The following is a 12,071-nucleotide window of genomic DNA, read 5'->3' as shown; positions in this document are numbered from 1 at the left end:
GCAGTTATGCAATAGGTTGGTGCACGGTCACCAATTTGGTGCCATCGGGGAAGGTCGCTTCGACCTGGATCTCGGGGATCAGCTCCGGGATGCCGTCCATCACGTCGTCGCGCGTGAGGATGGTCTTGCCCTCGCTCATCAGCGCGGCGACGGTCTTGCCGTCTCGGGCGCCCTCCATGATCGCGGCGCTGATCATCGCCACGGCTTCCGGATAGTTGAGCTTGAGCCCGCGGGCTTTGCGGCGCTCGGCGAGCAGCGACGCGGTGAAGATCAGGAGCTTGTCTTTTTCGCGTGGGGTCAGTTCCATGATGGTGCGCAGGGCGAGCTGGGACGAGAAAAGTGCCGCATCTTAGGGCGCACACACGCCCGGTGGCATGGTGCTTGCGCCTAGTCAACGCATGAAGCTTGCCACCCCGTCGGACCCGCCATCGCCCTCGCTCGGCCCGGCCATGTTGCCCTCCGGCGGCACCGATGTGGTGCAGAACGACAGCGCCGTGCAGCGGGTGGTCAAGGTCCGCCGTGACTACAACAGCTGGGTCGCCCGCGAGACCATGGAGGACTACGCGCTGCGCTTCACGCCGCGCGCCTTTCGCAAGTGGTCGGAGATGCGAGTCGCCAACACCGCCTTCGGGGCGGCCTCGTTCCTCATCCTCGAAGCGGTGGGCGCGACGCTGCTCGTGCAGTACGGCTTCCTCAACGCCTTCTGGGCCATCGTGGCGACGGGCCTGATCATCTTCCTCGCCGGCCTGCCCATCAGCACCTATGCCGCGAAGCACGGTCTCGACATGGACCTGCTGACCCGCGGCGCCGGCTTCGGCTACATCGGCTCGACCATCACCTCGCTGATCTACGCGAGCTTCACCTTCATCTTCTTCGCGCTCGAAGCGGCGGTGATGGCCTATGCGCTCGAGCTGGCCTTCGACATCCCGCCCGCCTGGGGCTACCTGATCTGCGCGGTGGTGGTGATCCCGCTCGTCACGCACGGCGTCACCGCCATCAGCCGCCTGCAGGTCTGGACGCAGCCGCTGTGGCTGGTGATGCTGGTCGTGCCTTACGTCTTCGTCTTTTGGCACAACCCCAACGTGCTCGACGACATCGCCCACTACGGTGGTGCGCCGGCGGGTGGGGCCGACGGTACGCAGTTCAACCTCTACCTCTTCGGCACCGCGATGACGGTGGGCATCGCGCTCATGACGCAGATGGGCGAGCAGGTCGACTACCTGCGTTTCATGCCCGAGAAGACGGCTCAGAACCGCAAGCGCTGGTGGGCTGGGGTGCTGATCGGCGGACCGGGCTGGGTGATCCTCGGCGTGATCAAGATGCTGGGCGGCATGGTGCTCGCCTACCTGGCGATCAGCCACTCGGTGCCCACCGACCGCGCGGTCGACCCGAACCAGATGTACCTCGCGGCCTACGAGTACGTGTTCTCGCGCCCGGGCTGGGCGGTGGCCGCGGTGATGGTGTTCGTCGTCATCTCGCAGCTGAAGATCAACGTGACGAACGCGTATGCCGGCTCGCTCGCGTGGAGCAACTTCTTCGCGCGCCTCACGCACAGCCACCCGGGGCGTGTGGTGTGGGTGGTGTTCAACACGCTGATCGCGCTGATGCTGATGGAGCTCGACGTGTTCCGCGCGCTGGGCGGCGTGCTGGGCCTGTACTCCAACATCGCCATCAGCTGGATCATGGCCGTGGTGGCCGATCTCGTGATCAACAAGCCGCTCGGCCTGTCGCCCCCGGGGATCGAGTTCAAGCGCGCACATCTGTACGACGTCAACCCGGTCGGCGTGGGCGCGATGGGCGCGGCCTCGGTGCTGTCGATCGCGGCCTACCTCGGCATGTTCGGGCCCCTGGCCGAAGCCTTCTCGGCGCTGATCGCGCTGGTCACCGCGATGGTGGTGTCACCGCTCATCGCTTGGTACACGCGCGGCCGCTACTACATCGCCCGCCAATCGAAAGGCCTCTTCACCGGCCTGCAGCACTGCGTGATCTGCGAGCGCGAATACGAGTCCGACGACCTGGCCCATTGCCCCGCCTACCTCGGCAACATCTGCTCGCTGTGCTGCTCGCTCGACGCACGTTGCAACGACCTCTGCAAGCCTGAAGCGCGCCTGTCTGCGCAGTGGTCGCGCGCCTTGCGCAAACTGCTGCCGCAGCGTGTGTGGCCCTACATCGACACCGGGCTCGGCCACTACCTGCTGGTGATGGCGATCGTGGTGCCCTTGCTGGCCGGGGTGTTCGCCTTGCTCTACCAGCAGGAGCTGCGCAACCTCGGCGAGATGGTCGACACGCTCGGGCCTGCCTTGAAGCTCGGGTTCATCAAGGCCTTCGCTGCCTTGCTGCTCGTGAGCGGCATCGTCGCCTGGTGGCTGGTGTTGACGCACAAGAGCCGCCAGGTGGCGCAGGAAGAGTCCAACCGCCAGACGCAGGCCGTGCACGAGCAGACGCTCGCGCTGCGCCGCGAGATCGACTCGCACCGCCAGACCGACCTGGCGCTGCAGGAAGCCAAGCTCGCCGCCGACATGGCCAACCAGGCCAAGAGCCGCTACATCACGACCGTGAGCCATGAGCTGCGCACGCCGCTCAACAGCATCCTCGGCTATGCGCAGCTGCTGGAGGAAGACCCGGCGATCCCCGGCCACCGCAAGCAGGCGGTGAGCGTGATCCGCCGCGGCGGCGACCACCTGCTCTCGCTGATCGAGCACACGCTCGACATCGCCCGCATCGAAGGCGGCAAGTTCCGCCTGGAGCCGCGCCCGCTGCGCTTCCGCGAGGCGGTGCAGCAGATCGTGCACATGTTCGAGCTGCAGGCGGCCGGCAAGGGCATCGAGTTCCGCGCCGACCTGGGCGACGTGATGCCCGAGGTCGTGCGCGCCGATGAGAAGCGCCTGCGCCAGATCCTCATCAACGTGCTGGGCAACGCGGTCAAGTTCACGCAGGACGGGCGCGTCGTCTTCCGCCTGCGCTATGCGCGCGAGATGGCGGTCTTCGAGATCGAGGACACCGGCCCCGGCATCGCACCCGACGAGCTGACGCACATCTTCGAGCCCTTCGCGCGCGGCAGCGAAACGACCAGCGGCGGCACGGGCCTCGGCCTCACCATCGCCAAGATGCTCACCGACCTGATGGGCGGGGAACTCACGGTCGCGAGCACCCTCGGCCAGGGCACGGTCTTCCGCATCAAGCTCTTCCTGCCTGAAGCACGCGGCGCCGTCGCGGCACTCGAAGTGCCGCGCGCCGCCCGCACCGGCTACCGCGGCGAGCGCCGCCGCATCCTCATCGTCGACAACGAGGAGGTCGACCGCTCCCTGCTCGTCACCGTGCTGCAGCCGCTCGGCTTCGAGCTGATGCAGGCCGCCTCGGGCCACGAGGCGCTGGCGGTGGTGGCCGGCTATGACCCGCACGCCATCCTGATGGACCTGGCCATGCCCGGCATCGACGGCTGGGCCACCATCCGCGCGATCCGCTCGCAGAAGCTGAGCGAGGCGCCCATCGCCATCGTCTCCGGCAATGCCTTCGACAAGGACCTGGAAAACGACGTCGGCATCACCCCGCAGGACTTCGTGCTCAAGCCCGTGCGCGTGCACGAGCTGCTCGACTGGCTGGGCTCGCGCCTGAAACTCGAGTGGCTGGAAGCCGCCGCTGCCGTCGAGCCCGGGGCCGCGCCGGTGCCCGCCCCCTGGGTGCTGCCCGACGAAGCGCAGTTGAAGGCGCTCGACGAGCTCATCCACCTCGGCTACTTCCGCGGCATCGTGAAGAAGCTCGACGAGATCGAGCGCGACAATCCCGCCTGCGCCAGCTTCGTCGCCCACCTGCGCGGCTTGGCGCGCAACTTCCAACTCGATGCGATGAGCACCGTGGTGCGTCGTGTCCTCGCCGAGCCCTGAATGACCCCGCGACCCTCTGAACGTCTGCCCGACCGCACCGCGAGCGACGTGGTGCTGATCGTCGACGACGTGCCCGACAACCTCTCTCTGCTGCACGACGCGCTCGACGAGGCCGGCTACACCGTGCTCGTGGCCACCAGCGGCGAGACGGCGCTGCAGCGTGCCGCGCAGGCCGTGCCCGACGTGGTGCTGCTCGACGCCGTGATGCCCGGCATGGACGGCTTCGAGGTCGCCCGCCGCCTAAAGTCCGGGCCCGACACCGCCCACATTCCCATCATCTTCATGACCGGCCTCACCGACACCGAGCACGTGGTGGCGGCCTTTGGCGCCGGGGGCGTCGACTACGTCACCAAGCCCATCCGTCCGCAGGAAGTGCTGGCGCGCATGGCCGCGCACATGCAGGCCGCCCGACAGGCGCGCCAGGCACGCAATGCGCTCGATGCCTTCGGCCACGCCACGATGGCGGTGCACGTGAGCAACGACAAGCAGAGCGGCAAGGCCGTGTGGCAGACGCCGCTTGCGCGCCAGCTGATGCACACCTACTTTGCCGTCGACCCCGGCCAGGTCCCCGCAGAGCTGCTGCAGTGGCTGCGCGAGCAGTCCGATCTCGCCGACGAAGGCCGCGAGGGCACGCCCCTGACGGTGACCCGTGAGTCTCGCCAACTCGTCTTCTCGCTGCAGGAGCGCACGAGCGACGACGACTGGCTGATGGTGATGCGAGAGGTCTCCGACGCCGCGGTCGTCGAGGCCCTGCTGCAGGCCTTCAAGCTCACCATGAAGGAAGCCGAGGTGCTGTACTGGGTCGTCAAGGGCAAGACCAACCGCGACATCGGCGACATCCTCGGCAGCAGCCCGGCCACGGTGAAGAAGCACCTCGAGCATGTGTTCGAGAAGCTCGGCGTCGAGACGCGCAACGCAGCGGCATCGCTGGCGATGAAGAAGGTGCGGCTGCTGGCAGGCTGAGGCGCTGCAACGGCTGCACCACGAGCCGCATGCGAACATGCCGTGCATGGAACTGCGGCAACTTCGCTACTTCATCCGCGTCGTCGAACTGGGCAGCATGGGCCGTGCCGCGGCCGAGCTCGGTGTGGTCACCTCGGCGCTGAGCCAGCAGATCAGCCGGCTGGAGGGCGAGCTGTCCACGCGGCTGCTGCAACGCAGCCCCACCGGCGTGACGCCCACTGATGCAGGCGTCGCGTTCTGGCGGCAGGCGCAGCTCGCCGTGCGCCATGCCGACGAAGCCGTGCAGGCCGCGCAGCAGCAGCGGCTTGCCGGGCAGGTGAGCGTGGGTCTTGCGCCGTCGACGGCCTCGGTGCTTGCGCTGCCGCTCATGGGCGCGATGCGAGAGCGCTACCCCGCGATCCGCCTGCACCTGGTCGAGAGCCTGTCGGGCAACCTGTCGGCGATGCTCGATGCGCGCCAGCTCGACCTGGCGGTGCTCTTCGAGACCGATGCGCAGCAGCGCTTCAGCGTGGCACCGCTGCTCGACGAAGGCCTGTACCTGATCGGCGCGGCAGGCCTCGCCGGCATGCCGCGCGGCCGGCAGGTGCGGCTGAAAGACATCGCCGGCCTGCCCTTGGTGATGCCCAGCGGCACGCACGGCCTGCGCGCGGTGGTGGAGCAGGCCTTCGCGCGCGCGAAGTGCAAGCCGCGCGTCGTCGCCGACATCGACGGCCTTGCGATCCTGATGGACGCGGTGCGCGCCGGCTGGGCCGCCACCGTGCAGCCCGGCGCTGCGACGGCACGCCTGCCCCACGACGCCTTGCGGGTGGTGAGGGTGGCCGACGCCGGTGCGCGGCGGCGCAACCTGCTCGCTGGCCTGCCGGACGAGGAGCTCTCGCCGGCCGCACTCGCCGCACGCGTGGTGGTCGGCGACGTGGTGCGCTCGCTGGTCGAAGCCGGCCAGTGGGCCGGCGCGAGGCTGTGCACGGCCTAGCGAGACCTACGCCCGGGCAGGAGTTCGCGCAGCACGGCCTGTGCGCCGCCGCTCAAGTAGCCGCCCCGGCGCGTGACCAGCACCACCGGCACGCTCACGTCGAGGTCGTCGACGCGCAGCACGGCGAGCGAGCCGGCGGTGCGCTCTTCCTCGATGGCGCTCGCCTGCAGCAGGGCGAGACCGAAGCCGGCTTCGACCATGCGCTTCTGCGCGGTGAGGCTGTCGATGGCGATCCAGTCGGGCCGGTCGATGCCGCGGCTGGTGAACTGCGCGAGCACCGTGGTGGCAAAGGCTTCCGAGCGCCGCTCCGGTGCCGGAAAGGCGAGCCAGCGCTCGCCGGCCAGCTGCGACAGCGACTTCACCCTTTTGCCGGCGAGCGGGTGCGAAGCTGAACTGACGACCACCAGCCGCTCGGTCTGCACGACACGGCATTCGAGATCGGCGCCCGCGTCGTCGAAGTAGCGCAGGCCGATCGAAGCGGCGCCCGAGCGCACCTGCGAGCTCACCTCGGCGCTGGTGGCGGTCTGAAGCCGCAGGTCCAGGCCCGGCTGCCGGGCCTGGGCGCGCTTCAGTGCGGTGGCGAGCGAAGCGTTGGCGAGCGTACCCACCGTCACCACCTGCACCGTGCCGCCCGCGCCGGTGCGCGCCGATTCCGCTGCGGCCTTCGCATCGCCGATCGCCGCGGCCACCCGTTCGGCATAGGGCAGCAATGCCGCGCCCACCTCGCTCAACACCAGCCCGCGGCCGATGCGCTCGAAGAGCGGGGCACCGACCTCCTGCTCCAGCAGGGCGAGACGGCGGCTGATCGCCGACTGCGTGCGCGCCAGTTCATCGGCCGCGGCCGAGACACCGCCGCGCCGGTGTACCGCGAGAAAAGTGGCCAGGGCGTCGGAGTCCATGCATGCAGAGATTCGATTGATTCAAGAAATATTATGCGTTTGACGCAAGCATGGCGTCGGCGGACGATGGCCCGATTCCATCCCCGAGGAGACCGTCTTGACCTTTCTCGACCTGCACCGCGCCGAGCGCGGTTTCGTGATGCCCAATGCCTGGGACGCCGGCACCGCGGTGCTGCTCGCCGAGGCCGGCTTCGCGGCCATTGGCACCACCAGCGCCGGCATCGCCTTCTCGCTCGGCAAGCCCGACTTCCATGTGCGCCACGCCCACCTCGCCGTCACGCGAGACGAGACCCTCGATGCCGTGAAGCGCATCGCGTCTGCCGTGCCGCTGCCGGTCAATGCCGACCTCGAAGCGGGCTATGGCGACACGCCCGAGCAGGTGGCCGAGTCGGTGCGCCTGGCCATCGCCGCCGGCGCGGCCGGCTGCAACATCGAAGACACCCACCGCGCCACCGGCCGGCTCTTCGACGAGGCAGAAGCGGTCGAGCGCATCGCCGCCGCAAGCGAGGCGGTGCGGGCCAGCGGCCGCGCATTCGTGCTGAACGCGCGCACCGATGTCTTCCAGCATGGCGGCGATCAGGGCCTCGCACGCGCCATCGAGCGTGGCAACCGCTTCATCGCGGCCGGCGCCGATTGCGTGTTCACCCCCGGCGTCGCCGATGCCGAGCGTGCCCGCACGCTGGTGCGCGAGATCGGCGGCCCGCTCAACCTGGTGGTGGGCCTCAACGAAGCCGCCTCCAGCGCCACGGCCCTTCTCGACGTCGGCGTGAAGCGCATCAGCGTCGGCGGCTCCATCGCGCGTGCAGCGCTCGGCCTCGTGCGGCAGGCCGCCCTCGAGCTGCGCGAGCGCGGCACCGTCGCCTATGCCAGCGGGCAGATCCCGCAAGGCGAGCTGAATGCCCTCTTCGAGCGGGCCTGGGCGCGGCGGCCCTAGACTCGTTGCATGAGACAAGACGTCCACCTCGGCCACGCCTCCCGCCTGATCAACCACGGCCCCACCGTGCTCGTCGGCAGCGCCCATGGCGGGCGGCGCAACCTGATGGCGGCGGCGTGGTCGATGCCGGTGGAGTTCACGCCGCCGCGCATCGCGATCGTCATCGACAAGAAGACCTTCACCAAGGAACTCGTCACCGCGAGCGGCGGCTTGGCGGTGAGCATTCCGGGACGGGCCCTGCTGGACGCTACCTACGCGGTGGGCAGCGTCTCGGGTCGCGAGGTCGGCGACAAGTTCACCCGCTTCGGCATCGAGAGTTTCGACGGCCCGGTGCTCGGCCTGCCGTTCGCGGCCGACGCGGTGGCCTGGATGGAGTGCCGCCTGATCCACGAGCCGCACACCGAAGAGGCCTACGACACCTGCTTCGCCGAAGTGGTGTGGGCCGCGGCCGACGCGCGGGTGTTCGACCACGGCCGCTGGTCGTTCCGCGATGACAACACCGACCTGCACACGCTGCACCACCTGGGCGGCGGCAATTTCGCGTGGCCGCAGCGCACCGAGCAGGCCCGCCCGCTGAAGCCTTCCACCTGACCCGACGGGATCGCCACATGGCCCTCACGCTGCACTACCACCCGTTGTCCTCGTACTGCCACAAGGCGCTCATCGCGCTCGACGAGCTGGGCATCCAGGTCGAGAAGAAGCTGCTCAACCTCGGCGACCCCACCGAGCGCGACGCGCACCTCGCGCTCTGGCCGACTGGCAAGATGCCGCTGCTGGTCGACGACGGCCGCGTGGTGCCCGAGACGTCGATCATCATCGAGTACCTGCAGCGCCACCACGCGCGCGAAGGCCGCCGCCTCATCCCCGACGACGCCGGCGCCGCCCTCGATGTGCGCCTGTGGGACCGACTGTTCGACCTGTATGTGATGACACCCATGCAGGCCCACACCAGCGACCTGCTGCGCCCCGAGGCCGACCGTGACCCGATCAGCGTGGCCGAAGCGAGGGCCAGGCTGCTGATGGCCTACGAGCTCGTCGATCGCCAACTCGCCGGGCGCACCTGGATCACCGGTGAGGCGTTCACCTTGGCCGACTGCGCCGCGGCGCCTTCGCTCTTCTACGCCGTGACCTACGTGCCGCTGCCGGCCGAGCGCCGGCAGCTGGCCGCCTACTTCGAGCGCCTGATGGCCAGGCCGTCGGTGGCCCGCACCGTCGAGCAGGCCCGCCCGTTCTTCAAGTGGTACCCGGGCCGCGCCGGCCTGGCCAAACGCTTCTTCGACCCCGCGGCCTGACATGCGCCGTGGCACCCGCCACGTCAGGCGCTGGCGGGCGCGCTAGCGTCGCAGGCGGCTCGGCGTCTCGCCGGCCATCTGCCGGATCAGCGCCACCACCTCGCCGCCCTTGGCCTGGCCGCGCGCATCGACCACGAGCACGTCGTCCACCTCGCCTTCCGGGAGCTCCAGCTCGAAGAACGCCGTGCTCCGTCCCTTGATGGTCACGGGCTCATGCCGCCGCTCGGCCACGCCGCCGTCGCGCGGGTCGCCTTTCCAGCGGTGGGTGCGCAAGCGGCCCTCGTCGGTCCATTCGACGAACTCATGCCACACAGGCGGTGGCGGCTCGCCCTCGCGCAGCCGCGTCAGCAGGATCTCGGTGCGGCGTGCAAAGAACACGCGGGTGCCTGCAGCACGCAGCGTGTCGAGCCGGTCGCGCAGCTCGCGGGCCCGCACACGCGCCTGTGCGATCGCGCGCAGCAGTGCTTGCTCCTGGCCTTCGGCGAGGTCGGGATGGCGAGGTTTCATCAGCGCCCCGAAGAACAGCATCTGCCGCTCGTACTCGTGCGCACCGGGAGGGCCCTCGATCTCCAGGCGCAGCACGGGGCCCGGCTGCAGCGCGCTTCTCACAAGGCGCAGCTGCGCCGTGCCGCCGTGGCGGGCGGCGCTGCGCAATTCGGCGACGAGCTCCCGCGCATCCGTGCGCAGCGTCATCACCGTGCCCGCGGTCGGTGGCACCTTGCCCGCGATCAGCAGGTTGCCGGCCGCGCCGATCAACCACTCAGGGGCCAGGCCGGGCGTCGTGCGTTCGAGCAGGAGGTCGGGCAGGCAAAGCTTGCGCAGGCCGTGGGTGCGCAGGCCATCGTCCGGCAGCGCCTCGAATTCGGTGATGCCGCCGAGCGTGGTGAGGCGTGGCGGGTTGCTGGGCGAGAGCGGCCAGCGGCCGCCGCGCAGGCCTTCGTGGAGGCGCGCTTCGAGGTTGTCGAGGCGACGCAGGTCGCCGGTCTCGATGTCGGCAAAGGCCGGCGAGCGCAGCGCCTTGCCGACCGCCACGCTCGACGCGAGCGCCTCGATGTAGGCCGGCACGTCGAGCTGTGCCGGCACGCCGACCATCACCACCAGCATCTCCACCGTCTCCCACGGTTGCACGCGCAGCAGCTGGGCCAGCGGCTCGCCGGTGTCGCCGAGCCGGTTCAGCCTCACCTCGGCCAGCGGCATGCTGCGCCGCTCCAGGGCCAGCGGTGGCAGGCCCTTGCCGTCCCAGCGCAGCAGCACGGCAGGCTCGACCAGCCGATGGCGCGACAGCACCGGCAGCGCCGCCTTGCCTCGAGCGGCCAGGTCCTGCGTCGACGAGCCGGGCACGAAGAACGCGTACTCGTAGTAGTGGGCAAACTCGGCCGCCTGCGCCGTGGCCCACACCAGGCCTGCGGCGAGCACCAGGAAGAGTCGCAGGAAGAACGGCATCGGCCGCATCGTAGATCAGCGGTGGCGGCCCTTCGCCGAACCCGCTATGGTGGCAGCCGCGCGCCTACAGGAGACATCACATGATGAAGAAGACTGTTCTTGCCGCCGCGGTGCTGCTCGCCAGCGGCCTCACCCATGCGCAGTCGTCGGGGCCCTCCGTCTCGGTCGGCCTGCGCGCCTGGCAGGCCCAGTGGGACACCTTCAGCTACACGCTCGACCAGAACGGCGACTCCGTCGTCATCCAGGTGCCGGCGAAGGACAAGCTGGTGCTGCTGCCGGTGCTGAGCGTGCGCTGGGGAGATTTCACCGGGTCGTTGAGCCTCTACCCGTCGACCGAGCACGAGATGCTGGGCGGCCGGCGAGACAAGCGCGAGGAGTTCGACATCAACCTCGGCTATTCGGTCACGCCTGGCGTGGCGCTCACGCTCGGCTACAAGAAAGTCGAGCAGCGCGGCAGCCTGCTCTATGCGCTCGACGGCCCGGTGGCCGGCATCAGCGGTACCGCGCCGCTCGGGCAGGGATGGTCGCTCTATGGCTCGCTCGGCATGGGCTGGATGAAGAGCACCGGCAGCAGCGACGTGAAGTTCGACGCCGACTACCGCCTCAGCGAGGTGGGGGCGGCCTACACCATTCCCGCCGGCACCTTCATCAAGGCGGTGACGCTGACCGCCGGCTACCGCACGCAGGTGCTCACCTCGAAGGACGCGCTGCCCAGCCAGGACGGCCGCGACCTCACGCAAGGCTTCACCTTCGGCGCCATCGCGACGTTCTGACGCGCGAGCCTCTGATCAGAACGCCGGCGGCACCGGCACGTCGTTGTCGCCCGGGCAGCCGGCGAAGCAGAACTTGCCGCTGAACGAGCCGTAGATGAACGGCGTCTGGCGCTTGCGGTACTTGCGGAAGGTCTCCTGCTCCACGCCGAGCGTCACGCGCTTGATGAACTCCTCGACGTAGAGGCCGCGGGTCTCGATGTGCGCGAGGATGTGCTTGGTGAGCGGGCCGTTGCGGCCGTCGCCGTCGAAGGCGAGGTCTTTCGAGGCGGTGGCATAGAGCACGATGGTGCCGGGCGGGGCGTCCTTGATCGGCGCGAGCCCGTTGCTCGCGCGGGCCACGGTCTCGAGTGCGCGCACGAGGTCGGAGCGGGGCGCGGCGGCCACGCGCGAGCCGGGCTTGTGCTCGGCCTGTTCGAAGAGGTCGGCCCGGCACGCATCGAGCACCACCAGCTGGAAACGCGCGCGGCGCTGGCGCAGGCGGTCGAAGAGATCGTCGACCGCGTAGAGCACCTTGGTCGGGTCTTCGGTGGCCGACTTGAGCTTCACCTGCGTGGGGATCAGGTAGTTGCCGTGTCCGGCCTGCACGCCATGGCCCGAGTAGTAGAAGACCCCCACGGCGCCGGCATCGAGCGCGGCCACGTAGGCCTTCACCAGCGTGTCGAACTCGGCGCGGTCGCGCACGTCGGTGGCGCAGGTGGTCTTGAAGCCGAGCTTGCGCAGCGACGCGCACATGTCGGCGGCATCGTTCGTCGGGTTCACGAGCCTCACCACGTTGTCGTACGCGGCATTGCCGATCACGAGCGCCACCTTGTCGGCCTTGGCCGGTGCGCTGGCACAGCCGGCGAGCAGGGCGAGACAGAGGCCAAGCGGGAGCAGCAGCAAGCGGATGGCGTTCATGGGGTGAAGCGGG

The 12,071-nt window shown here is 69.5% G+C and carries 11 protein-coding genes; 7 read left to right on the top strand and 4 right to left on the bottom strand.

The window, feature by feature from the left end; genetic code table 11:
* Positions 1–4 precede the first annotated feature (4 nt).
* Positions 5–307 carry an urease subunit gamma gene (gene ureA / locus JI745_RS09185; protein WP_201805588.1) on the bottom strand — a complete coding sequence of 101 codons (303 nt, stop codon included), beginning with the start codon at positions 305–307 and terminating at the stop codon, positions 5–7.
* A 91-nt stretch (positions 308–398) separates the two neighbouring features.
* Here ureA and JI745_RS09180 point away from each other — a divergent pair, with 91 nt between their 5' ends.
* The 3 genes from JI745_RS09180 to JI745_RS09170 are packed head-to-tail and all read left to right on the top strand — an operon-like array spanning position 399 to position 5,820.
* Positions 399–3,884: an ATP-binding protein gene (locus JI745_RS09180; RefSeq protein ID WP_201805587.1), complete on the top strand. Its 3,486-nt coding sequence runs from the start codon at positions 399–401 to the stop codon at positions 3,882–3,884.
* Positions 3,885–4,847 (top strand): response regulator, encoded by a 963-nt coding sequence (locus JI745_RS09175; protein ID WP_201805585.1) that lies wholly within the window; start codon positions 3,885–3,887, stop codon positions 4,845–4,847.
* Between the two features lie 46 nt (positions 4,848–4,893).
* Complete coding sequence (locus tag JI745_RS09170) at positions 4,894–5,820, top strand: LysR substrate-binding domain-containing protein (RefSeq protein ID WP_201805583.1); 927 nt, start codon at positions 4,894–4,896, stop codon at positions 5,818–5,820.
* Here the strand turns inward: JI745_RS09170 and JI745_RS09165 are convergent.
* Complete coding sequence (locus tag JI745_RS09165; RefSeq protein WP_201805581.1) at positions 5,817–6,719, bottom strand: LysR family transcriptional regulator; 903 nt, start codon at positions 6,717–6,719, stop codon at positions 5,817–5,819. The two genes, JI745_RS09170 and JI745_RS09165, sit on opposite strands and share 4 nt — an antisense overlap.
* Before the next feature lie 97 nt (positions 6,720–6,816).
* Here JI745_RS09165 and JI745_RS09160 point away from each other — a divergent pair, with 97 nt between their 5' ends.
* The 3 genes from JI745_RS09160 to JI745_RS09150 are packed head-to-tail and all read left to right on the top strand — an operon-like array spanning position 6,817 to position 8,945.
* The gene (locus tag JI745_RS09160) at positions 6,817–7,653 is read left to right on the top strand and encodes an isocitrate lyase/phosphoenolpyruvate mutase family protein (RefSeq protein WP_201805579.1); all 837 of its coding nucleotides are present in this window, start codon (positions 6,817–6,819) and stop codon (positions 7,651–7,653) included.
* 9 nt (positions 7,654–7,662) lie between these two features.
* Positions 7,663–8,244, top strand: coding sequence for a flavin reductase family protein (locus JI745_RS09155; RefSeq protein WP_201805578.1), 582 nt, complete (start codon positions 7,663–7,665; stop codon positions 8,242–8,244).
* Between the two features lie 17 nt (positions 8,245–8,261).
* Positions 8,262–8,945, top strand: a complete 684-nt coding sequence (locus JI745_RS09150) for a glutathione S-transferase family protein (protein ID WP_201805577.1) — start codon at positions 8,262–8,264, stop codon at positions 8,943–8,945.
* Positions 8,946–8,987: 42 nt separating this feature from the next.
* On the opposite strand, the gene JI745_RS09145 is transcribed toward JI745_RS09150, so the two are convergent.
* The gene (locus JI745_RS09145; protein WP_201805576.1) at positions 8,988–10,388 is read right to left on the bottom strand and encodes a hypothetical protein; all 1,401 of its coding nucleotides are present in this window, start codon (positions 10,386–10,388) and stop codon (positions 8,988–8,990) included.
* An 80-nt stretch (positions 10,389–10,468) separates the two neighbouring features.
* On the opposite strand from JI745_RS09145, the gene JI745_RS09140 reads away from it, so the two are divergent.
* Positions 10,469–11,161 carry a porin gene (locus tag JI745_RS09140; RefSeq protein ID WP_201805575.1) on the top strand — a complete coding sequence of 231 codons (693 nt, stop codon included), beginning with the start codon at positions 10,469–10,471 and terminating at the stop codon, positions 11,159–11,161.
* Between the two features lie 15 nt (positions 11,162–11,176).
* Here JI745_RS09140 and JI745_RS09135 read toward each other — a convergent pair whose 3' ends face one another.
* Entirely contained in the window at positions 11,177–12,058 is an 882-nt protein-coding gene (locus tag JI745_RS09135) for a caspase family protein (RefSeq protein WP_201805574.1), read from the bottom strand.
* Between the last annotated feature and the right edge of the window lie 13 nt (positions 12,059–12,071).

This window comes from Piscinibacter sp. HJYY11 (genome assembly GCF_016735515.1).
Classification (GTDB): Bacteria; Pseudomonadota; Gammaproteobacteria; order Burkholderiales; family Burkholderiaceae_C; genus Rhizobacter.
This window is presented reverse-complemented; position numbering and strand designations above follow the sequence as displayed.

What these genes read in the sequence shown, in the direction of transcription:
- JI745_RS09140 (WP_201805575.1), top strand. Translation starts at nt 10,469, where the DNA reads ATGATGAAGAAGACTGTTCTTGCCGCCGCGGTGCTGCTCGCCAGCGGC.
- JI745_RS09165 (WP_201805581.1), bottom strand. Translation starts at nt 6,719, where the DNA reads ATGGACTCCGACGCCCTGGCCACTTTTCTCGCGGTACACCGGCGCGGC.
- JI745_RS09135 (WP_201805574.1), bottom strand. Translation starts at nt 12,058, where the DNA reads ATGAACGCCATCCGCTTGCTGCTGCTCCCGCTTGGCCTCTGTCTCGCC.
- JI745_RS09150 (WP_201805577.1), top strand. Translation starts at nt 8,262, where the DNA reads ATGGCCCTCACGCTGCACTACCACCCGTTGTCCTCGTACTGCCACAAG.
- JI745_RS09155 (WP_201805578.1), top strand. Translation starts at nt 7,663, where the DNA reads ATGAGACAAGACGTCCACCTCGGCCACGCCTCCCGCCTGATCAACCAC.
- JI745_RS09175 (WP_201805585.1), top strand. Translation starts at nt 3,885, where the DNA reads ATGACCCCGCGACCCTCTGAACGTCTGCCCGACCGCACCGCGAGCGAC.
- JI745_RS09170 (WP_201805583.1), top strand. Translation starts at nt 4,894, where the DNA reads ATGGAACTGCGGCAACTTCGCTACTTCATCCGCGTCGTCGAACTGGGC.
- ureA (WP_201805588.1), bottom strand. Translation starts at nt 307, where the DNA reads ATGGAACTGACCCCACGCGAAAAAGACAAGCTCCTGATCTTCACCGCG.
- JI745_RS09180 (WP_201805587.1), top strand. Translation starts at nt 399, where the DNA reads ATGAAGCTTGCCACCCCGTCGGACCCGCCATCGCCCTCGCTCGGCCCG.
- JI745_RS09145 (WP_201805576.1), bottom strand. Translation starts at nt 10,388, where the DNA reads ATGCCGTTCTTCCTGCGACTCTTCCTGGTGCTCGCCGCAGGCCTGGTG.